Origin of the sequence: Vreelandella vilamensis, from assembly GCF_031451755.1 — a bacterium.
GTDB lineage: Bacteria > Pseudomonadota > Gammaproteobacteria > Pseudomonadales > Halomonadaceae > Vreelandella > Vreelandella vilamensis.
In genome coordinates, this window is record NZ_JARWAN010000001.1 from 1 (window position 1) to 21,617 (window position 21,617).

21 protein-coding genes are annotated in these 21,617 nt (G+C 56.3%); 14 read left to right on the forward strand and 7 right to left on the reverse strand.

All coding sequences use genetic code 11. The features are described 5' to 3' along the window. The first annotated feature begins 226 nt into the window (after window positions 1-226). Window positions 227-511, forward strand: coding sequence for a HigA family addiction module antitoxin (locus tag QC823_RS00005; RefSeq protein ID WP_309654308.1), 285 nt, complete (start codon window positions 227-229; stop codon window positions 509-511). A gap of 218 nt (window positions 512-729) precedes the next feature. Here QC823_RS00005 and QC823_RS00010 read toward each other — a convergent pair whose 3' ends face one another. Both QC823_RS00010 and QC823_RS00015 read right to left on the reverse strand, forming a co-directional pair. After that, complete coding sequence (locus tag QC823_RS00010) at window positions 730-1,050, reverse strand: hypothetical protein (protein ID WP_309654309.1); 321 nt, start codon at window positions 1,048-1,050, stop codon at window positions 730-732. A gap of 154 nt (window positions 1,051-1,204) precedes the next feature. Further along, complete coding sequence (locus QC823_RS00015) at window positions 1,205-1,783, reverse strand: hypothetical protein (RefSeq protein ID WP_309654310.1); 579 nt, start codon at window positions 1,781-1,783, stop codon at window positions 1,205-1,207. Between the two features lie 499 nt (window positions 1,784-2,282). On the opposite strand from QC823_RS00015, the gene glnA reads away from it, so the two are divergent. The 5 genes from glnA to QC823_RS00040 all read left to right on the forward strand — a co-directional run bounded on the left by glnA (window position 2,283) and on the right by QC823_RS00040 (window position 8,454). Next, entirely contained in the window at window positions 2,283-3,689 is a 1,407-nt protein-coding gene (gene glnA, locus QC823_RS00020; RefSeq protein ID WP_309654311.1) for a glutamate--ammonia ligase, read from the forward strand. Between the two features lie 139 nt (window positions 3,690-3,828). Further along, window positions 3,829-4,350, forward strand: a complete 522-nt coding sequence (locus QC823_RS00025) for a DUF4124 domain-containing protein (protein WP_309654312.1) — start codon at window positions 3,829-3,831, stop codon at window positions 4,348-4,350. 252 nt (window positions 4,351-4,602) lie between these two features. Beyond that, on the forward strand, window positions 4,603-5,691 hold the full coding sequence (gene glnL / locus QC823_RS00030; protein ID WP_309654313.1) for a nitrogen regulation protein NR(II): 1,089 nt from the start codon (window positions 4,603-4,605) through the stop codon (window positions 5,689-5,691). After that, window positions 5,688-7,118, forward strand: coding sequence for a nitrogen regulation protein NR(I) (gene ntrC, locus QC823_RS00035; RefSeq protein WP_309654314.1), 1,431 nt, complete (start codon window positions 5,688-5,690; stop codon window positions 7,116-7,118). Before glnL ends, ntrC begins: the two co-directional genes overlap by 4 nt. Before the next feature lie 160 nt (window positions 7,119-7,278). Then, the gene (locus QC823_RS00040) at window positions 7,279-8,454 is read left to right on the forward strand and encodes a GGDEF domain-containing protein (RefSeq protein ID WP_309654315.1); all 1,176 of its coding nucleotides are present in this window, start codon (window positions 7,279-7,281) and stop codon (window positions 8,452-8,454) included. A 4-nt stretch (window positions 8,455-8,458) separates the two neighbouring features. On the opposite strand, the gene QC823_RS00045 is transcribed toward QC823_RS00040, so the two are convergent. The 3 genes from QC823_RS00045 to QC823_RS00055 form a co-directional block, all read right to left on the reverse strand. After that, complete coding sequence (locus QC823_RS00045) at window positions 8,459-9,385, reverse strand: ChaN family lipoprotein (RefSeq protein ID WP_309654316.1); 927 nt, start codon at window positions 9,383-9,385, stop codon at window positions 8,459-8,461. Between the two features lie 21 nt (window positions 9,386-9,406). Continuing rightward, the gene (locus tag QC823_RS00050; protein WP_309654317.1) at window positions 9,407-9,586 is read right to left on the reverse strand and encodes a DUF6435 family protein; all 180 of its coding nucleotides are present in this window, start codon (window positions 9,584-9,586) and stop codon (window positions 9,407-9,409) included. Between the two features lie 73 nt (window positions 9,587-9,659). Next, the gene (locus QC823_RS00055; protein WP_309654318.1) at window positions 9,660-10,184 is read right to left on the reverse strand and encodes a YqiA/YcfP family alpha/beta fold hydrolase; all 525 of its coding nucleotides are present in this window, start codon (window positions 10,182-10,184) and stop codon (window positions 9,660-9,662) included. 366 nt (window positions 10,185-10,550) lie between these two features. Here QC823_RS00055 and QC823_RS00060 point away from each other — a divergent pair, with 366 nt between their 5' ends. Beyond that, the gene (locus tag QC823_RS00060) at window positions 10,551-11,216 is read left to right on the forward strand and encodes an SDR family oxidoreductase (RefSeq protein ID WP_309654319.1); all 666 of its coding nucleotides are present in this window, start codon (window positions 10,551-10,553) and stop codon (window positions 11,214-11,216) included. Between the two features lie 13 nt (window positions 11,217-11,229). Here QC823_RS00060 and QC823_RS00065 read toward each other — a convergent pair whose 3' ends face one another. After that, entirely contained in the window at window positions 11,230-12,606 is a 1,377-nt protein-coding gene (locus QC823_RS00065) for a CHAD domain-containing protein (RefSeq protein WP_309654320.1), read from the reverse strand. Window positions 12,607-12,768: 162 nt separating this feature from the next. Between QC823_RS00065 and argE the strand changes: the two genes are divergently transcribed. Next, entirely contained in the window at window positions 12,769-13,947 is a 1,179-nt protein-coding gene (gene argE, locus QC823_RS00070; RefSeq protein ID WP_309654321.1) for an acetylornithine deacetylase, read from the forward strand. Between the two features lie 106 nt (window positions 13,948-14,053). Here the strand turns inward: argE and QC823_RS00075 are convergent, their stop codons facing one another. After that, window positions 14,054-14,365 (reverse strand): hypothetical protein, encoded by a 312-nt coding sequence (locus tag QC823_RS00075; RefSeq protein ID WP_309654322.1) that lies wholly within the window; start codon window positions 14,363-14,365, stop codon window positions 14,054-14,056. A 202-nt stretch (window positions 14,366-14,567) separates the two neighbouring features. On the opposite strand from QC823_RS00075, the gene QC823_RS00080 reads away from it, so the two are divergent. From QC823_RS00080 to QC823_RS00105, 6 genes are all read left to right on the forward strand, one after another. Next, window positions 14,568-17,963 carry a sensor domain-containing phosphodiesterase gene (locus tag QC823_RS00080; protein WP_309654323.1) on the forward strand — a complete coding sequence of 1,132 codons (3,396 nt, stop codon included), beginning with the start codon at window positions 14,568-14,570 and terminating at the stop codon, window positions 17,961-17,963. After that, complete coding sequence (locus QC823_RS00085) at window positions 17,960-18,280, forward strand: GIY-YIG nuclease family protein (protein WP_309654324.1); 321 nt, start codon at window positions 17,960-17,962, stop codon at window positions 18,278-18,280. Before QC823_RS00080 ends, QC823_RS00085 begins: the two co-directional genes overlap by 4 nt. Beyond that, window positions 18,258-19,298, forward strand: a complete 1,041-nt coding sequence (locus tag QC823_RS00090; RefSeq protein ID WP_309654325.1) for a histone deacetylase family protein — start codon at window positions 18,258-18,260, stop codon at window positions 19,296-19,298. The genes QC823_RS00085 and QC823_RS00090 overlap by 23 nt, the downstream gene beginning before the upstream one ends. A gap of 70 nt (window positions 19,299-19,368) precedes the next feature. After that, on the forward strand, window positions 19,369-19,686 hold the full coding sequence (locus tag QC823_RS00095; protein WP_309654326.1) for a hypothetical protein: 318 nt from the start codon (window positions 19,369-19,371) through the stop codon (window positions 19,684-19,686). Between the two features lie 164 nt (window positions 19,687-19,850). After that, window positions 19,851-20,828, forward strand: coding sequence for an ectoine hydroxylase (thpD, locus tag QC823_RS00100; protein ID WP_422823533.1), 978 nt, complete (start codon window positions 19,851-19,853; stop codon window positions 20,826-20,828). A 107-nt stretch (window positions 20,829-20,935) separates the two neighbouring features. Then, on the forward strand, window positions 20,936-21,601 hold the full coding sequence (locus QC823_RS00105) for a fumarylacetoacetate hydrolase family protein (protein WP_309654327.1): 666 nt from the start codon (window positions 20,936-20,938) through the stop codon (window positions 21,599-21,601). The last annotated feature ends 16 nt before the right edge of the window (window positions 21,602-21,617 follow it).

The following is a 21,617-nucleotide window of genomic DNA, read 5'->3' on the forward strand; positions in this document are numbered from 1 at the left end:
GAACCTGCTCCCGGATAAATTGATGAAGAAGCTCCCTGGCTGCTAGCAGAGGATAACTTCTATGGGCGATTTCATCATCCGGGACCAAACAACTAACGGCGGTGCTCCTTGATAAACGGCTCGCTACGGTTATCAAGGGCCCCAAAAAAGATAGCTCCGCAGTCGTAGTCACAAATGCACCATCTCAATATGTGTTACACACGTTATGTAGAGAGAGAACTGACACATGACCATGATGAACCCGCCTCACCCTGGTAGCTTATTGCGCCGCCGGATCTTGCCAGCGCTGGGGTTGAGCGTCACTGAATTTGCCCAAAAGTTAGGCATGTCGCGTGCAGCCGTTTCACGCGTGTTACATGAACATGCCGCTATTTCTCCTGATTTGGCTGTTAAGTTAGAGCACGGCGGAATTGGTACAGCAAAGCACTGGCTAACTATGCAGGCAAACTATGAGCTTTGGCATGCTGAGCAAAAAGAGCAAAACCATATTGAAAGGTTTGCAGTTGGTTGAATTAATGAGAGTTTGGACAAAACCCAGCGTGTCGTGACGCTGGGCATTGCATGAGCTTCTTGGCTATCGTTTGTTCAACTTCTAAGGGCTGTGCTGCTTCAAAAGTTAGCTTCGTTACCGCGCGTAATGGTCTAGCTCGCATTGCGCGCGGAGAATTACTTGAGCACGACAAGTGCAATTCATAAGTATTAGCAGTTGCTCTGTGCTTATGGTTTCACTTAACCCTCGTTGTCGTCCTCATCTTCGGGTTGGGGTTCGAAGGCGCGTTTGTCGTCGGGCAGGCGGACGTAATCGTGCAATGCGAGCTTGCCGAGTTGCTTTCGCCTTTGGCCGTTGGCGTCGATAATCGCGACAACCTTGCCGATGCTGACGGCGTCGTCTTGGCGGTAGGCTTCGACTTCTACGCGGATGACGTGCTGTTGGTAGCGTGCGGAGAGGATGTCCCCTGGGCCTGTTTGGGTATGCGGGGCGTTATCGTGTGAAAAGACGGCCATGACGCTGTGCTCACCGGGGTCGTCCCATTCAATGTGTTGATGCATGGTGGTGTCTCCTTGGCGTAATACTGCAATATAAAGCGTAGTGCGGCTGACGCACCATATTCGCCGACTATGTCTGTCGAGCCTATCTGCAAGTTAGCGTAATGTTGAGTGGTAGTGCCATTCGTTTGCTAGATCGCAAGTGGCTAGCGATTCGTTAAGGGGGCATGTTGCCGTTGGCTGGGTTTTTACGTGGGTTGTTTAACGTATTCCAGCGCGTTGGGCAGGCGTTGAGCCGATGGAAAAAATCGCTGATGGCGTCGCTATCAAGCTCGGGGTCAAAGCCACCAAGCCTCTCTAGCCAACTTCGATGAATGACAAGATAGGGCGGAAGAGCCTGAGTTGAGGTGAGAAGTCGCTGCAGCAGCCGTATAGGAAGCGCAGAGGTAGAGCCTTTGATGAGGATGGCATCGACAACGTGAGCGTCCAGCTTTGAGGTTAAGCCCGCCCATGCGCCAGGGGGTAATGGCTTTTTCTGCAACGCGATAATCAACCATTCAGCCTTTAGCTTAGCCACGGTGCCGTTAAAGCGGGCGCCTAGCGTCAGCGCAGGCATCATTAAACACTGGGCTTGATAATGATATTGAAGGCGCGCCAAGCGTGGGTCCGGCTGTTGCGCGGTAATCACAATGGGGGCGTTTGCCAACTCATTGTAAGGTGAGCGTATGTTCGCCAAGTGGCGTGGTAGTTGAGCACCGGTCACTAGAGCGTCGATGATAAAGCAAACAGGCCCCATTAACCGATCCTCTCATAGGCATTCAGCCTTTATGTAGGTTTTCAGCCACGACCGGTTTCATGGCCAAAAATGAATCCATAATTTTATTTGTAATATAGTGTAGCGGTTAGTTTGATTGTGTATCAATCGCTTTTTAGCGTGAAAATACGCGGTGTTAGCATAATGAGCACTATTTTGGTGCATTTTGTCGATGCTGTGATTTATCGTGGTGCAAATTGAATGTTTAAGAGCCGCGCGTGGTGAATGTATGGCCGCTCTGCTACATAAAAGCGCATAAAAGTTTAGAATTAAAATGATTAAAAACAGTGACTTGCTCTTATTTTTTCTTTTGTGGTGCAAGGTTGGCATATTCCCTGCATTATTATTACCAGCGGCTAATGACGTAGGCAGGCACTGCCTTGACGTGCTAAAACAGTAGCCGATTAATCCTTTGCGTCACGCCATTGCCTTAGCAATTCGGGCGCGCAAAACGCAAATTACGTTCACACCGGAGGACCTCATGTCAGCCAAGACGCTTGCACTGATTGAAGAACACGATATTAAGTGGGTTGACCTACGCTTTACTGATACCCGCGGCAAGGAGCAGCACGTCACTATTCCGGCGCGCGATGTGGATGAAGAGTTTTTTGAAAATGGCCAAATGTTTGATGGCTCTTCCATCAATGGCTGGAAAGGGATCAACGAGTCCGACATGATCCTGAGTCCAGAGGACGGCAGCGCCTACCTCGACCCCTTCACCGAAGACGCTACGCTGGTGCTTCGCTGCGATATTATCGAGCCGGCGACCATGCAGGGCTACGATCGTGATCCGCGCTCCATCGCTAAGCGGGCAGAAGCGTATTTGCAGTCGACTGGCTTGGGTGATACCGCCTTCTTCGGTCCGGAACCTGAGTTCTTTATCTTTGACGAGGTGCATTGGAAGTCGGACATCGAAGGCTCCATGTACAAAATCTCCTCGGAAGAGGGCGCTTGGTCCACGGATCGTCAGGTAGAGGGTGGCAACTTAGGCCACCGTCCGCGTGTGAAAGGCGGTTACTTCCCGGTTCCGCCTGTGGATAGCTTCCACGATATGCGTGGTGCCATGTGTAACACCTTGGAAGCCATTGGTCAGTCCGTTGAGGTACACCACCACGAAGTGGCGAACGCCGGCCAGAACGAAATCGGCGTCAAGTTCAACACGCTGGTGAAAAAGGCCGATGAAGTCCAGGAAATGAAGTATGTGATCCACAACGTGGCGCATGCTTACGGCAAAACCGCGACCTTCATGCCGAAGCCGATTGTGGGCGATAACGGTTCGGGCATGCACGTTCACCAGTCGTTCTGGAAAGACGGCCAAAACCAGTTTGCGGGCGACGAATACGCCGGCCTTTCTGAAATGGCGCTTTACTATATCGGCGGTATTATCAAGCACGCCCGTGCGCTGAACGCGTTCACTAACGCCTCGACCAACTCGTACAAGCGCTTGGTACCGGGTTTTGAAGCGCCGGTTATGCTTGCCTACAGCGCGCGTAACCGCTCGGCGTCGATCCGTATTCCGTACACTGCCAGCCCCAAGGGCAAGCGTGTCGAGCTGCGCTTCCCTGATCCGACCGCTAACCCGTACCTGTGTTTCGCGGCGATGCTGATGGCGGGTATCGACGGCATCAAGAACAAGATTCACCCGGGCGATGCGATGGACAAAAACCTCTATGATCTGCCGCCGGAAGAGGGTAAATCCGTACCGACCGTCGCGCACAGCCTCGATCAGGCGCTGGAAGCGCTCGACGCTGACCGCGCCTTCTTGACCGAAGGGGGCGTGTTCTCCGATGAAATGATCGACGCCTACATCGAGCTGAAGATGGAAGACGTGGATCGCTTGCGCATGGCCACGCATCCGCTTGAGTTCGATATGTACTACAGCTGCTAAGTACTAGTTGTTAAGTGCTAGTTGTTAAGTACTCGCTGCTAAGCACGGCTGTTAAACTCGCTCACTCAAGGTGAGACGATCAGAAACCCCGCTTTGGCGGGGTTTCTGCATTTCACACGTCTGTTTTTGGGAGATGGCCATGCGACACATACCAGCGATAAAAGTGGTGGCTTTCCTGTTAGGCGTTCTGCTGGCTGCCCCGCTCCCGGCGCAGACGGTCTATCGCGTCGTGGATGAGCAAGGGCGTGTAACCTTTACCGATAACCCTGCAAGCGGCGGCGATGAGGTAGAGGTCACGCCCCTGCCGAGCGTTTCCTCCTCGCGTGCTGCGCCAAAAGCGTCCGCCCAGGCGCCCCAGCGAAGGGCTCCTGGGCGGCCGTTTATGCCCTACGACCGCTTTATGATTGAAACCCCTCGCGACAACACGCGCTTAGCAAACCCAACCACCGCGGTAGAGCTTTCGGTAAGCCCGCGGTTGCGCGACGATCATCAAGTGCGCCTGCGCGTTAACGGTGAGATAAGCCAGTCGGCGCTGCACAGCGAGGCGTTCTGGTTGGCGAATTTACCCGCAGGCACTCATCAGCTACAGGCGGAGCTACTCGATAGTCAAGGGCACGTGCGCCACCAAACGCCGCCGGTACACATCACGGTTGCGCCCTAGTGCACTCTATTGGTGCACTATAAGCGAAATAGCGTAAGCACGATGTCGAGCACGATGTTAAGTACGATGTGCTGTTATCACCCAGAAACAATGGTGTTTGGCGCGCCAAGCGGGCAGGTGCGGCGCTTTTTCTTACCGCTGTCGTGATAGCTGGCGTGCTTTTTGCAGTATTTTTCTACATCATTTTTCTACAACAGTACCTTTATCGTTGCGTTGATCGCGCCATTTTCCGGCAAAGCCCCAGGACACTCCATGTATCAGCGGTTACTCGAACATCTCACCACCGCCGTGCTGCTATTGGACGGCAATCTCACCGTGCGTTGGATGAACCCGGCGGCAGAGGCGCTTTTGGCCGTGAGCATGAGCCGCGTGAAGGGCGCAAGCTTAGATGCGTTGCTCGGAGGGGGCGCGGACGTCGGTGACAGCATTGACAGCGTTCTCGCCAAAGCCCGCGATGCGTTTCACCCCTATACCAAGCGCGAAGCCCGCATTGTGCCGTTTAACGGTGAACCGTTAACGGTGGATTACACGGTGACGCCGCTCTCCGCCGATGAGCTACTGTTAGAGGTAGAGCCGCGCGACCGGCTGATGCAGATTTCTCGCGAAGAAGCCCTTACCACGCGCCAAGAGACCATTAAAGTGCTCGCCCGTGGGTTGGCGCATGAAGTGAAAAACCCGCTCGGGGGGATTCGCGGCGCCGCGCAATTGTTAGAGCGGGACCTGGATGACCCTGCTCTCAAGGAGTTCACCCGCATCATCGTCGAAGAGGTCGACCGGCTAAAAGATTTGGTTGACTCGATGCTGGGGCCTAATTACATCGTCAAGCACAAGCCGGTGAATATCCATAAAGTGCTGGAGCGGGTGCGCTCGCTGCTCATCGCCGAGCACCCTAAGGTGGAAATTATCCGCGACTACGACCCGAGCTTACCGGACCTTTACGGCGATGAAGCGCAGATGATTCAGGCGGTGTTGAACGTTGCGCGTAATGCCGTGCAGGCGATGACAGACGCCGAGACGGCTTCGCCGAGGTTAGTGCTGCGTACCCGTGCAAAGCGCCAGTTTACCTTGGGGGCTGAGCGTCACCGGCTGGTGAGCGAAGTCAGTATTATTGATAACGGCCCCGGTATTCCCGAAACGCTGCAGGAAACGTTGTTTTTCCCCATGGTCTCCGGACGCGCTGAGGGCAGCGGGCTGGGGCTTTCGATTGCGCAGTCGATCCTGCATCAGCATCAGGGATTGATCGAGTGCGAATCTTCCCCCGGCCACACTGAGTTTCGTTTATTGATCCCCTTATTTGTGAGTGATTCGTCTAATAATGATTGCATCGGAGACGCGCGATGACTGAGTCAAGCCGTAACGACGTTGCCCGCGTGGTGATTGTCGATGATGACCGCGCCATTCGCTGGGTGTTAGAGCGCGCCTTGGCGCAGCCGGATTTGGAGGTTGAATGTATTGAGCGTGCCGACACCGCGCTGAAGCGTTTGATTGATGACCCGCCTGATGTGCTGGTCACCGACATCCGCATGCCGGGGATCGACGGATTGGATTTGATGGCGCGTATCCGTGAAGCGCACCCGGACTTGCCGGTCATCGTGATGACCGCGCACTCAGATCTGGAAAGCGCCGTGGCCTCTTACCAAGGCGGCGCCTTTGAGTATCTGCCCAAGCCATTTGATGTGGATGAAGCGCTGGCGCTGGTGCGTCGGGCGGTAGCGCATGCGCGTGAACGCCAGCGGCCCATCACGGCTCCAGAAGGGATCAACGCGGAAATCATCGGTGAAGCCCCGGCAATGCAGGAGGTGTTTCGCGCCATCGGGCGGTTGTCGCATTCGCATATCACGGTGCTGATCAACGGCGAATCGGGCACGGGGAAGGAGCGCGTGGCGCAAGCGCTGCACCAGCACAGCCCGCGCGCGGGCAAGGCGTTTATCGCGCTCAACATGGCGGCCATTCCACGGGATTTGATTGAATCCGAGTTGTTTGGCCATGAGAAGGGGGCGTTTACCGGCGCGACCGCGCAGCGCCAAGGCCGTTTTGAGCAATCTAACGGTGGCACGCTATTTCTGGATGAAATTGGCGATATGCCCGCCGAAGCGCAAACACGCTTGCTGCGGGTGCTGGCCGATGGCGAGTTTTATCGCGTGGGGGGCCATACACCGGTCAACGTGGATGTGCGCATCATCGCGGCAACGCACCAAAACCTAGAGTCGCTGGTGGAAGACGGGGGCTTTCGTGAGGATCTGTTTCACCGTTTGAACGTGATTCGCATTCACTTGCCGCGGCTTGCTGAGCGGCGCGAAGATATCCCACGTTTGACTCGCCACTTTCTTGCGGAGGCGGCCAAGGAGCTCTCTACCGAGATCAAAGTGCTCACCCCTGAGGCGGAAGCGCACTTAACGCGGCTGCCGTGGCCGGGTAACGTGCGCCAGTTGGAAAATATCTGCCGCTGGTTAACGGTGATGGCCTCTGGGCGCGAAATTCTGGTGGAAGATTTGCCCCCCGAGCTTCGAGCCGTGAGTCCTGTCGAGGGCTCGGCGTTCGGCGATTGGCGCAGCGCATTTCGCGAATGGGCCGACCATGCCCTGGCGGAAGGCCATACCCATTTGCTCGAAGAGGCAGTGCCGGATTTTGAGCGCATTCTCATCGAGACAGCGCTCAAGCACACCGGCGGGCGCAAAGGCGAAGCGGCGGAGCTTCTCGGGTGGGGGCGCAATACGCTCACCCGCAAACTGAAAACGCTACTGCCAGCGCTGGCCGATGATGCTTAGTTAATGCTGAGTTGTTTGCTCACGGGAGGGAAATAGTGGGCAGGACATTGTCGCCGTCGACGTATCAGTATGACATATATCATGATGCCACTAAGAAAAGCGGGTTAGCGTTACACTCTTGTGTGATTTTCGTCCGTTAACGACAAAAAGAGCTAACGTTATGCCAAGCCCGATGACAGCGCACTCAGACCGTCGAAGCGACCCGAGTATTGCAAAGCCGGGCGAGTCTTCCTGGTTATCCAATACGCTTAGCGCCTTAAGCGATACGTTTACCAACCGCCATCATAGCCGTGATTTCGTGTTTGCTCATGGCCATTTTCTGCGCAGTCGCGTGATGGCCGTGGGGTTTATTTTTTTACTTCTTTCGCCACTTTGGCTACTGATTGATGCCTTGATGCTGCCTCCAAGCGTGCAGCGCTACACCTTGGCTGGGCGCGTTGTGATGATGCTCGGTTTTGCCGCTGTGGTGTGGTGGGCATGGCGCAGCGAAGAGAATATTCGCCGCATTCGGTTTAGCGCTGGTGCCTTGATTGCGTTGCCTGCGCTTTTTTACGCACTGGTGTTGAATATTTTACCCAGCAGCGCGAATCAAGCGCTGGTGGGCTATGGCTTCATCCCTTTTTTGCTCGTCGCCGCGTTAAGCGTTTTTCCGTTTACGCTATTAGAGTCGCTGTTGGCGGGGATTTTGCTGCAGGCACTGTTGGTCTTTGCCCAACACGTTAACGGCAGCTGGATGACACCCGCGGGGCTTGAGGCTCAGTGGTTACTGGCCACGTTGCTGATTGTGGCGTTAACCGCCAACCATTTTCAGCTCAGCCTGCTGCTACGGCTGTATCGTCAGGCCACCCACGATGCACTCACGGGCCTTTTAAACCGCGGGGCGATGGAGCGGCGACTGGCCGAGATTGAGCGGGAAGAAGCGCGGACCGGCAAACGGGTGCCTTATGCGCTGTTGATGCTGGATATTGATCACTTCAAACGCGTTAACGACACCTATGGTCACTCGGTAGGTGATAAAGTACTGCGCGAATTTGCCCGCCTGATTGCGCTACAGGTGCGCGCTGGGGATTTCGTCGCCCGCTACGGGGGCGAGGAGTTTGTGGTCGCATTGCTGGGGGCGGACGCTGAAAACGCAGCCTACGTGGCCGAGCGGATTCGCGAAGCGGTCGAAGGCGCCACGCTATTTGACCATGACGGCAACCCCGTACCTGTCACAACCAGTGTTGGCGTTGCCTGCCCGGAAACATCGCTAGGCAGCGAAGCAACTCTGAAAATCGCCGATGATCGTCTTTACCACGCCAAAGAAAGCGGACGAAACCGGGTGTGTAGCGGTTAGCGGTTTATGGCGCGTCTTCAAGATCGTCTATGAGATCGTCTATAAGATAAAGCGCATCGGCAAGCGAGGCGTCTGGCGCATTGCACGTAAGCGTGCTGGGCATGAGCGCCATGTGCGAATCAACACCCAGCGCGCTGAGTTGGTGCGGGACGCCATCGCCGTAAGTTAAGTGCCCGACGCCCATTAACCCGACGGCCAATATGCCTTCTTCTTGTACGGCATCGGCGAGGGCGCTTGCCATTGCCACATCCCACGTCAGTTGGGCATTAAGAAAACGCTCGAACGCGGCTTCGGGCGGTTCATCATCGCTTTTGCCCATTGGGTGAGATTCAAAGACTTCTTGCAGACGATCACGATAAGCGGTGCTGGGGGCTGCTGGCGCGGGGATGTGATGGCGATTCTCTGCTGCCACCGTATCAAAGCCTTCTGATGCCAGCTCACGGCGTAGCTTAGGACGAATATTGAGCGCTATCAGCGGGATTTGCTCCATGCGCGCAAAGTGCAAAATGGGCCAATAAAGCTCAGCGTTAATTCCCCAGGCGTTATACCAATCGCTTTCCGCGAGAAAAGCCTCCTCACTGAGCTCCCCCGCGACCCAGGCGTCCAAGGCGGGCTGGGCTTCGCGTGGGAGCATCTCCAACCCGATAACTAATTGGTCGCGATGGGCCGCAAGGCCCGCCAGTGTATGCAGCTGCCAGCGATGATGCGCCACTTGGTCATGGCGCTCGCCGAGTAACACCACATCCTGTTGCGCCGCTTGTGAAAAAAGCGCTGGGGCTGAAATGGCGCTGCCATGTTGCCACCAGTTGCCAGGAGCAAGATCTCCCGATGATGTTTCAGACGGGGCGCATTCGTCAGCCTGAGCGGTCGACAACGCGCTTATCGCCAAGAGAGTGAAAGCGGGAACAACGGCGCGGCGTAATAAGGGCATGGTAACGTCCTTAGTGAGCTGTCAGGCGGATTCGTTAGCTTCGAGTTTTCTGATCTCGGCAAGCAGGCTTTCCGCTTCTTCGGTCAGCGTGGCGTTCGCGCGCATGTCGCCGTTGCGTGAGGCTTCCATCGCTTGTTGCAGTTTGCGCTCGTAGTCTTGCTGCAGTTTCTTTTTGGGGTCGCGTTTAAATAAGCCAAACATGGGGTAACTCCTCTGGTGTGTATACTATTTGTAGAGTTTTTGTTTGCTCTTGTCCAATGTTGGCGCAATTATGTTAGGCGGGCATGTGCGTTAAGCAGCCCCGTAGGAAATACTCAAAATCGTTCAAAATGACAGACAGGCTGTTATGTAAGCGGTGATCATCGTCGATAAGGCGCAAAGAAAGGCGCTGTTGTTGGGCAAATTCGATGACCGGCCCTGGCGGGACGACGTTGTCTTGCCACCCGTGGACGATATGCGTTGCATGCGCCTTTAGCGTGGGAGACATATCGGGGTAGTCGGGCAAGCCAATGGCGGGCGCAATCAAAAAGCAGCCAAGGGTGGCGTGCTCGGCACTGACCATCGCGCTGAGCCAGCCGCCCAGGCTTGAGCCTGCCATAACGCACTCAGCCGGGTTGTCGCCACGGGCATTCAGCGTTTGGTAAAGATGTTTGAGCCGGGTTTGGGGCTCGGGCATATCGCGGTAATCCATCACCACCGGTTCACAATCCTCAAGCTTTTCCACCACGCCTTTAAGCGCTTGCATTTTTAACGCACCTGGACCGCTTTCTAACCCGTGGGAAAGGTATACCGTGATCATGACAAGCCCCGTTTCATCGTCGCTATTAGCTTACAGTAGCGTCTTATCTCTTAGCTTGCCAAGCCGCGTTAACTTCTTGTTCTAGCGCCCAGGTTTTACTGACAATACATAACCGCATCGCGACGCTACCTTTAGCTTTAAAGTGGGGCTAATGTGACGGGCGGCGATAACATTGCCACGACAGCAATGTGAATAAGAGATGACGATCGTTATTGAGGGGCTGTCCATCGAGGTCTTCAGCCATCAGGGCGGCAGTGCCTACAATGGCTGAGTAAGATCACCTTGAAATTAAGGGGTGTGGCGTTAACTTACTGTCTTTGACGACCGTTTGTCATGGGCGCGCTTTTTGTGAACTAGGAGGTATTTATGTCGCATACTGTATTGATCACCGGTGCCAATCGCGGTGTGGGCTTGGCACTGGCCGAGCATTATCATCAAGCTGGCTGGCGCGTTATTGGAGTGTGTCGCCAAGGATCGGATGCGCTGAAGGCGGTGGCCGAGCGCGTAATTGATCACATTGACGTGACGCAGCCAGACGACGTGACGCGTCTAGCGCAGGCGCTTAAAGGCGAAACGCTTGGTGTGCTGATTAATAACGCTGGCCTGTTGCACGATGAGTCGCTTGGTGAGATCGATTTCGACACCATCCGCGAGCAGATGGAAATCAACGCCTACGCGCCGCTCAGGGTGTGCGAGGCACTGCTGCCGAACTTGGCGGAAGGCAGCAAGATCGCCAACGTCACCAGCCGCATGGGCTCGATTGCCGATAATGATTCGGGCGGGCGCTATGGCTACCGCGCATCGAAAGCCGCGCTTAATGCTTTCGGCAAATCGCTGGCGATGGATCTTAAGCCCAAAGGCATTGCCGTGGCGCAATTACACCCCGGCTTTGTGCAAACGCGGATGGTTAACTTTGGCGGCAAGATCAGCCCTCAAGAAGCCGCCGCGGGTATCGCGGCGCGTATTGAGGCGCTAACCCTTGAGAATACCGGCGGCTTCTGGCATAGCAACGGTGAGCCGCTGCCTTGGTAGTTTTCCTTTCTTTTTACGGCGCGAGCGGTGCGAGCTGACAGACTTGCTCACGCTGATGCTGCTGGCGCCCAATTAAGGTTTGCCGCCAAGTGTGAAGCTCTGCCTTGGCGGTATCGGGTAGTGGGGTTTCACGCGCAAAAGCGTCAAGCCAGGCGAGCTGTACGGTGCGGTCTTGAAAATTGCCTAGCAGTGTCTGGCGCGGTTTTAAACGTTTGAGGAAACCGCTGTGCTGCTCGGGCATTAGCTCGGCAAGATAGCGAATGCGTTTAACGCTTTTGCGCAGCTCGTGTAGCGCCTCACTGGGTGAGTCTGGGGTTAGTTCGGCAAGCAGGGCATCGTGCTGGGCGATACGTGCCTTCAATACCCGCTCGATCTGTTTGGGCGTGAGTGTGGCGAGTGCGCGAGCGAAGGCCTTGCTGTCAATGAGTGTTTGCCAGCGCTGCATGTCGTCTTGGTAGGCCTCGTTTGCCAGTTCCTCACACAGCGTTTGATGGCGCTGATGCGCGGCATCGCGCAGCCACTGGCGCAGTGGTACACCAAGATTCGGCAGGTCCGGGGTATCGCTGACCTCTAACAAAAACACATCCAAATCGCGCAGCTCGCTCGTGGCTTGGGCGCGCTTTTTGATGCGCTTAAGCGCCTTTTTTAGCTTGGGCACTTTGATGACGGCGCGCACAGCTTCCGCCACGGCGCGGCTGCGGCGCAGATTCACGCGGTATTGGTGTAAAAACTCAGGGTCCTCGCCGGCGATCACGCCAGGCTCCAGACTGCGAACGAGGCTGTAACGGTGCTGCAGTATGGTTTGCAGTCGCTTGGGCAGGCTTTTGTTTTTTAATGCCTTTTTGAGTTTCGGTGAGGATGAACGCTTCCGTTTGAAAAGCGCGTAGCTGGCATCGAGGGGCGTTAAGCGATCGATGAGCTCGCCGCCAGTCTTCAGAGTTTCCACCTCTTCCCAGCGCTCAATCGGCAGCGTCAGGTGCAGCATGCCCAGAGTGGGGAGCTTTGTGGTGGCCTTGGGTGCTAACTGTTGGGCCAGTTGTTCTAGGGCCGGGTTGTGGCCGACAAGGGTAATGCGCTCGGCGCTGGGGTTTTCGTGAACGAGCCAGCGCATAATCGCGTTGGCTTCAACGTTATAAAGTGCAGGCGCGTTATGCGCGCGGCTTTTTAATGCCAACCCCGGCAGCGCACGGCTCAGCTCGGCGAGAGTCTGCTGCGTGCGTACCGCGGGGCTTGCGTATACCGTGCCGGCAAATACGCTGCGGTGTTGCAAACCGGCGGCGATGGCGGCCGCCTGCGTTTCACCGAGCGGGCTAAGGGGGCGCTCATTATCGGCAAGCGTTGGGTCTTCCCAGCTCGATTTGGCGTGACGAAGTAGAAACAAGTGTTTCACAAAAGCTCTCCTTGCGGGATGGCATGGGTTTCTCGGTGTTTTTATATCGGTGTTTTTATATCGGTGTCTTATACAGCGTAGTAGGCGTAAGCCAAGGCGAGTGGTAGGGTTTTGTCACGTTTTGCCCATTAAGCCAGGATAACGCGGGGAGCAACCTATTCCATGAGCGATGTCGTTACATTACTCGGTCAGTTGGTGTCTTTCGACACTACCTCAAACCGCTCTAATTTGGCCTTGATTGAATTTGTTGAGGCGTACCTGGCCGATTACAGCGTGGAGAGCGAGCGGGTGATGAGCCCGTGCGGGCAGAAGGCCAACCTGATCGCAAGAATTGGCCCCAACGCCCCGGGCGGGGTGATGCTATCAGGCCATACCGATGTGGTGCCGGTGGCGGGCCAGCCGTGGTCGAGCGACCCTTTCACCCTGCGCGATGGCGAAGATGGGCGGCTATACGGCCGGGGCAGCTGCGATATGAAGGGGTTTATCGCCTGCGCTTTAGCGATGGTGCCCGAATGGGTGAACGCGCCCTTAAAGCAGCCAATTTATTTGGGCTTTTCCTACGATGAAGAGATTGGCTGCGTTGGTGCGCCCGCTTTAATCCGCCGCTTCTATCAGCATTACTCCAACACGGCGCATGTCATCGTCGGTGAGCCGACAAGTATGCACCCGGTAGTGGCACAAAAAGGCGCGACCAACCTGCGCACCACGGTAATCGGCCGCGAGGCGCACAGTAGCCAAGTTTACCAGGGTACGTCGGCGATTCACGTGGCAGCCAGGCTCGTCACCTTTATCGAAGATACCATGGCCGCCTTGGTGGAAGAGGGGCGCGTGGATGAGGCGTTTAACGTGCCGCACACCAGCTTGCACGTGGGCAAAATTCACGGCGGTACGGCGATCAATATCATGGCGCGCGAATGTCAGTTTGAATGGGAAATTCGCCACCTGCCCACCGATACCTTTGATGAGGTTTATGCCCGTGTGCAAGCCTATGGCGAGCAGCTAAAGGCCGCGCTGAGCGCGCAAGGCAAGTCGGTCGAGATTCACACCGAGGCGCTTAACGTGACCGTGCCAGGGCTTGCCGACCGGGATAATACGCACGTGCTGCGGTTAGCCAAGGATCACCTGCCGGGGGCCTGTTGCGATCACGCGGTGGCATACGCTACTGAAGCCGGGCAGTTTCAAGGCCAAGGGTTGCAAACCATTATCCTCGGGCCTGGGAGCATCGCTCAGGCACACCAACCCGATGAGTATATCGACAACGATCAGCTTGAGGCGTGCATGGCTTTTATGGCGCGGATGGGGCATGCGTTAGCGCAGCCGTTTGAAAAGCGGGAACCGTAAAATAAGTGACAAGCCGACAAACCATCACGCAAACAAAAACCCCACGCGCGCAAGCGGGTGGGGCATCTAGCGGTAGTGCGGTAATAATGCATCGAAGGGGGAAGTGCTACGACGATTGGTACTCTTCATACAGTTCAGCTTTCGCATGGCGCATAACATCTTCACAGGCTTGCTGGTGGGCCAGCTGCGTGAGCAGCCGCTGTGTCAATTCAAACCCCTTCCCCAAGCAAGTATCTACTTCATCTTGGCTAACAATAGGGGAAACGTCATAGTTGATTTTCAACGTTCTACCGCCGCCTTCAAGCCGGTCGGCGATTCCCCTTAGCCTCCACGCGATTCGCTCTTTCCAGTTAGCTGATTCTTCTGCGGTTTCGTTGACGCTAAACGTACACTGCCATTGCGGTTTATACACCTTCATGGGAGAACCTCCGCTATTTATTTTGGAAAGAATGATCGATCGTGATGCCTACTCCGTGTGAAAAAAAACGTACTGCGTGCCTAGTATACCGAAATTGTCACTTAAGCTAAACAAAGTCATGCGCGACGTTTGAGGGGGAATCGATTAGCCTAGACGTTTGTTTGCCCCGGCGTATGGGCACGATAGTCATTTGGGGGCAGTGATGCCGGTCAAAACCCGCGATTTAGCACAAGAAAGTTTACTCCTTTTGGTCGCAGCGTCATTGCTGTGCCTGGGCGCTGCTGGGGTAGCGTTACACCTTTGGGAGCGCCATGACGCATTGGTGGCCAATGTGCTGGTGCCTGATGCGGCGCTTAGCGCGATGCTCTTTGGCACGGGGCTTTTGGCTTCGCTGCAAGGGTGGCGCTGGCTGCGGTGTAGCGCCATGGTCACGCTCATTTTGTTGCTGCTGTATACCTTGGCGCACAACGCGATGGCCGGGGGTGTTTCCGCCTCGTGGATTACGCCGGGGCGGCGCATGGCGACGATTTTGACCTTAACCATGTTGCCCGCAGCGGTGAGCTTGCTCTGTGGGCTAACCAGGCTTTGGCACCAACGGCTATGGCGGCTTTCCGGCGTATTGCTGCTGGTGTTCGGTGTGCTGGCGTTCGGCGTGTTATCGGGGGTGTGGTTTCAGGGCGTGCTGGGCACGCAAGGGGTGCTTGCCACCTCATCACCTTTGGTCGTTGTCTTTTTTGCCTTTTTGCTTGGGGTGGCCCTGCTGCTTGCTAGCCAACGCGAAAGTAACAAGGCGCTTAACCCGGGAGCGTTGACGGTGGCGGCGTGTGTGGGCGGCGTGGCGCTGAGCAGCTTGGCGTGGTTGGTGCTCAGTCAACAACAGCATGACAACCTGGTGCCCACAGGGGTCGCTTTCGGCGGGTTGACGCTGAGTTGGCTATTGGCGTTTAGCCTTGGGGCCGTGAGTTTGACGTCTGCGCGCAGCCAAGAGCTTACCCAAGCGCGCCAGGCGCTTGAAGATCAGCAGCGAACGCAGCGCATGATTGCCCAAGACGCGCCGCTGGACCGTATTTTGGAGACAATTTGCCAAATGCTGGAACGCCAGTTGCCTGGGGCTATTTGCTCAATCATGCTCGCGAATACTGAGAAAACGTCTTTGTACTTAGCCGCCGGCGAACGGTTGCCAGCGCCTTATCGTAAGGCGATTACACGCATTCGCATTGGCATTAACAGTGGTGCCTGTGGCAGTGCGGCGTTTCTCCAAGAGCCGGTCATTTGTGCCGATATTGCCAATGATGCGCGCTGGAAAGGCTACAAAGACACCGCACTAAAAAATGGCCTAAGCGCCTGCTGGTCGTGCCCGGTGATTGGCGGGGATGGCCAGATTTTGGGGACGTTTGCGACCTACTACCGACGCGTCGCCGAACCGGATAAGACGCACCAAGTGTTCATCGAGAAAGCCGCCGGGCTGGTGGCGCTGGCCGTCGAACGGGCACAGGCGCGACGCTCGCTACAAGAGAGTGAACAGCGCTACCGTTCGTTGCTTGTGCACCACCCCGATGCGGTGTTTTCGCTCGATTTAGACGGGCGCTTTATTAGCGCTAACGCGACTTGCGGTACGATTACCGGCTACACCCCAGACGAGATGCTGGGCCGCTCTTTTGTCGATTTTATTCAGCGCGAGGATATCGAACGGTTGTTGCAGCATTTTAATGCCGCTAAGCAAGGGCATATTGAGCGTTACGAATTCGTGCTGCATGATCGCGATGGTAAAGCCCACGTGATTGCCATGATCAACACGCCGATCATCGTCAATGACGAAATCGAGGGGGTTTATGGTATCGGCCAAGACGTCACCGCGAGTCGTGGCCAGCAAACGCAGCTGCGCACATTAGAGCGATGTGTCGAGGCGAGCGTCAACGGCATTGTCATTGCCGATGCCAGACAGCCTGATCAGCCGATTGTTTACGCCAACAGCGCTTTCTGCCACATGACAGGTTACGACCAACACGAGATTATCGGCCGCAACTGCCGGTTTTTACAGGGAGAGGGAAGCGACCCCAAGGTCGTCTCGCGTATCCAAGCACACGTAAACGCACAGCGCGATATTCACGTGACGCTGTGCAATTATCGCAAAGATGGCACGCTATTCTGGAATGACTTGTACATTGCGCCGGTGCGTGACGACGCGGGGCACGTCACCCACTTTGTCGGGGTGCAGCACGATATTACTGAGCACAAGGCCTTTGAAGCGCGCTTGGCCTATCACGCCTCCCACGATTCCCTGACTCACCTGCCGAACCGATCGCTGTTTGAAGAGCGGCTAATTGCCGAGTTCAATGATTCTCAGCGTCGTGGTAAACAGGTTGCCGTGCTGTTCGTGGACCTGGATGATTTCAAGCCGATCAATGATAATTTAGGCCACGCGGTGGGCGATAAGCTGTTGATTGACGTGGCGCAGCGTCTTCTTGCGGCGGTACGGCCACAAGATACCGTGGCGCGGCTAGGCGGCGACGAGTTTGTTATCTTGCAGCCCAATATTGACGATGGCACCCATGTCATGGGGGTTGTCGAGCGCATGTTGCCGGCATTGGCACAGTCATACTGTATTGAGGGTCAGGAGCTTTATCTCACCGCGAGTATCGGCATTGCCATGAGTCAGCCGGACACGTTACACCCGCAAGAGTTGCTTCAGCAGGCCGATATGGCGATGTATCAAGCCAAGCAGCAGGGGCGTAACGCGTACCATTGGTTTAACCATACGCTCACCGATAGCGTGAGCGAGCGCATGGTGCTGCGCAATGACTTGCAGGAGGCCATTGATAATGAAGGCTTTGAGCTCTATTACCAGCCGTTGATCAACCGCGACGGCCGGCTCTCCGGGGTGGAGGCGCTGTTGCGCTGGCCGCATCCGCAAAAAGGCTTTATTTCCCCGGCGCGCTTTATTCCGCTGGCGGAGGCGACAGGGCAAATCATGCCCATTAGCGAGTGGGTACTGATGCGCGCCTGCCGCGATATGCAAGCGCTTGCGGATCAAGGCTATGGCGCGGTGAAAGCCGCGGTCAATGTATCGCCGCTGCAATTTCACCGTGCGAGTTTCTTGGCCACGTTACGCGCCACCTTGGATGCCACCGGCTTGCCCGCCGAGCAGCTAGAGCTTGAGCTGACCGAAGGCGTTTTGTTGGATAACACCGAAGCCGCCATCGATACGCTACACGCGCTACGTAGCATGCATATTCCCGTGGCGATTGATGATTTTGGCACCGGTTTTTCAAGCCTTAGCTACCTGAAAAACTTACCTATCAGCACGGTGAAAATCGACCGTAGCTTTATCAAAGAGTTGCCCCACAGCGAGGATGACGCGGCGATCGTACAGGGGATCATTTCCATGGCGCACCACCTGGGGTTGAACGTGGTGGCCGAAGGCGTCGAAACGCCACCGCAGCATGTGCGTTTGCTGGATTATCAGTGCGATATTTTTCAAGGCTTCGGCTTGGCCAAACCCATGCCACTCGACAAGCTAAAAAGCTTTTTGCAGGACTTGGAGCACACGCCGATTACGCCGAACACCACGCCGGACACAAAGGTTTCGTCATCGTGACGGCGGCCAAGGGGCGTTGGTACCTGTATTTATTGCAGTGCCAGCGCGGCACCTACGTGGGCATTACCAACGATCTCGCCAAGCGTTATCGTGCCCACTGCGAGGGTAAAGGCGCGCGTTATACTCGCGCTAACCCACCCCAAGCGCTACTGGGGGCGCAGCCATTCGCTGACCGCGCGGCGGCAAGCCGCGCTGAGTATGCGCTGAAACAAAAGCGCCCCGAGCAAAAACACCAGTGGGCCGCCGTGTGGCGCTGCCCCGATTTTTTCGATTGTAAGGTGATAAAAGGCAGTCATGCTGACGTTTCACAGCGATAAGACAAGCTTGCGCCAAGCGCGCACCGAGCTTCACGACGGCGCGCTGGTCACGCCGTTTGAAAGCCCCGAGCGAGTGGCGTTGATTCTTGCCCACCTCAAACAGTCACCGTTAGGCGAGGTTCGCGCGCCCCACGCTTATGGGCTGGCGCCGGTGCTTGCCGTTCACGATACGGGCTATGTGAGTTTTCTCGAAAGCTGTTGGCAGCGCTGGCAAGCAGCGGGGCACGCGGGTGAAGCGATGGCAAATATCTGGCCGGCGCGCACACTGCCAGGAAAACATATCCCTGAGTCGGTTAGCGGGCAACTGGGTTACTATGCGCTAGCGGCGGAAACCTCGATCACGCAGGGCACGTTTGACGCTGCCATGGCGAGCAAAGACGTAGCGCTGGCCGCCGTCTCGCATACGCTTTCAAGCGGCGAGCCGAGCTTTGGTCTGTGCCGTCCGCCGGGGCATCACGCGGCGCGGGATCAATTTGGCGGTTACTGCTTTTTCAATAACGCCGCCATTGCGGCGCAGTACGCCCGCGATGCCGGCAAAACGCGCGTGGCGATTCTGGATGTCGACTTTCACCACGGTAACGGCACGCAACAGATTTTTTATGACCGCGAGGACGTGCTGTTTGTGTCGATTCATGGCGACCCGGCCGTGACGTTTCCGTATTACGCGGGCTATGCTGATGAGACAGGCGACGGTCCCGGCGAAGGTTTTACCGTGAATTATCCCCTGCCGCCGGGCACCGAGGTGGTCACGTGGCTGGCAACGCTGGATCAAGCGATGGCACGTCTCCAAGCGTTTGCCCCCGAACTTTTAGTGGTGTCGCTGGGGGTGGATATTTTTGAGGGCGACCCCATTAGCGCGTTCACCTTCAAACGCGAGGATTTTGTGACCCTTGGCGAGCGCCTTGCGCAGTTGCAGCGGCCCACAACGTTCTTGATGGAAGGCGGCTATGCGGTTGAGGATATCGGCGTTAACGTGGTGAACGTGCTGCGTGGTTTTGACAGCGAGAACGTTGGCTAGCATCGCCAGAAGATGACTTTTGCACGAAATTCGGGCAGGCTGGCGTCCTTATCACTTTAGGGAGAGACAGGTGGCAGTTTATGGCGGCATACAGGCGCGTGAGCTAGGTTACTGGCTGGACGCGTTAATCAACGCAGCCTATGACCAGCGCTGCCCGCTTTCAAGCGTGCACGGGGGCTTCGCGCGTGCGCGTGCCGCCCGACAAGACCTCCTGGACATGGCAAGCCGCTATCGCACCAACCAGCAAAGCGCCGACGCTACCGCGGCGGCCCTTGGCCGCTGGTGCCAGCTCTACCTTACCGAAGACGAATGGTATCAACTGACCGGCGCGCGCCTAAGCAAGAGCGACACGCCAACGGAGTGGTTGCTTCGCCATCACGCGGGCTGATTTCTTGTCTTAGCGTCTTAGCGTCTTAGCGTCTTAGCGCCTTCAGTCGACCCCTGCTTGCAGTATGGGGGTTTTCGTCTACCCTAGTGCTCGCAGTCATAACCTTCGCAGCCACATTGATTGACGTTTAATCATATCTTTTTGTTTTTCAGGGAGTTGATTAGATGGCATTCAGCAACATTCCTTTCCGCACCACGACCCAGAAACAGTACAGCGACATGACCGACCTGCCTTCCGCGCAGCGTGCGCCGGTGCAGGATTTTTACCCAACGCGTCTGCGCTCAGCGCCGGATGCCCTCTGGCAGCCGCGCAAAGAGGCCGTGGTAAAAGGCCGCGAACTTAACGGGCCGCTCACTCGGGCGCAACTCGACGAGTTTGAGCGTAAGGGCTTTCTGTTTATTCCCAACCTGATTCGCGGTGAAGAGCTCAAGGAACTGCGCCAAGAAATGAAAGCGCTGATGGAGCACGACAATTTTCGCGAGCGCGATTTCAGCGTCACCGAGCCGGAAAGCCAGGAAATTCGCTCGCTGTTTGCCGTGCATTTTCTCTCTCGGCGCCTAGGTGAGCTAGCGAAAGATGAGCGTTTTGCCGGTGCCGCGCGGCAAATTATCGGCGCCGAGCCTTACGTTCATCAGTCGCGCATCAACTATAAGCCAGGCTTTGCTGGCAAGGGCTTTAACTGGCACTCCGATTTTGAGACCTGGCACGCCGAGGATGGTATGCCGCGGATGCACGCGGTGAGCGCCTCGTTGATTCTGACCGATAATCACGAGTTTAACGGCCCGCTGATGCTGATCCCCGGCTCACACGAGAAGTTTGTGCCGTGTTTAGGGGAAACCCCCGCCAATAACCACAAACGCTCGCTAAAAGCCCAGCAGGTAGGGGTGCCCGGCCCTCAAGCGCTAACCGAACTGGTCAATGAATACGGAATTGAAGCACCGAAAGGCAAGGCCGGCGGCTTATTGCTGTTCGACTGCAACGTATTGCATGCATCCAACGCCAACCTTTCACCGGACCCGCGCAGCAACGTGTTTTTTGTCTATAATCGCCCGGATAACCGCTGCCAAACGCCCTTTGCAGCCCCCCATCGTCGCCCCGGCTTTTTGGTGCATCCGCCCGGCGCGCAATGGACGCCCAAATAAACGGGCGCTCAGCCGCAAACAGGGTGTAGCACTTTTGCCATGGTGGGGTAGACTATTGCGTCTGTCGTTAAACGGCGGCACGCATTAGGAGAAGGAGACTACCCGCCATGCGCTTTGTTACACACTTTACCGATGGTCAGGCGTTTTCCCAGCCGTTGGGGAAAATCGTCTGCGTCGGTCGCAACTACGCTGACCACGCCAAAGAGCTGGATAATCCCGTGCCGACGGAGCCGCTTTTGTTTATCAAGCCGGCCACCAGTGCGGTAGACCTGAGCCAGCCGCTTAACCCGCCGTTTTCGCGGGGGAAGGTGCATTATGAGATCGAGTTGGCGCTGCTGGTAGGGGAGAGGCTGACCGAGGCGACCCAAGATGAAGCCGAGCGCGCTATCGTCGGTGTCGGCCTTGCCATGGATTTGACCCTGCGCGATGTGCAAACCCAATTGAAAGAGAAAGGGCACCCGTGGGAAGTGGCCAAAGCCTTCGATGGTGCCTGCCCGTTATCTTCCTTTTTACCGCTCACCCGCGTACCTAACTGGAACGCACTGGCATTCACGCTGGAGATCGACGGGGAAGAGCGTCAACGCGGGGAAGGGGCTGACATGATTTTCCCGGTGCCGACATTGGTAGCGGAAATGAGTCGCCACTTTACCCTGGAGCCCGGCGATGTGATCTTAACCGGCACACCGGCAGGTGTTGGCGAACTCCCCCGCGGCGCCTCCTTGCGCATGACCCTCACCGGCGGGCTGGAAGTCACCGCCAGTGTGGTCGAGTAGGGGGGTATTCAAGCTC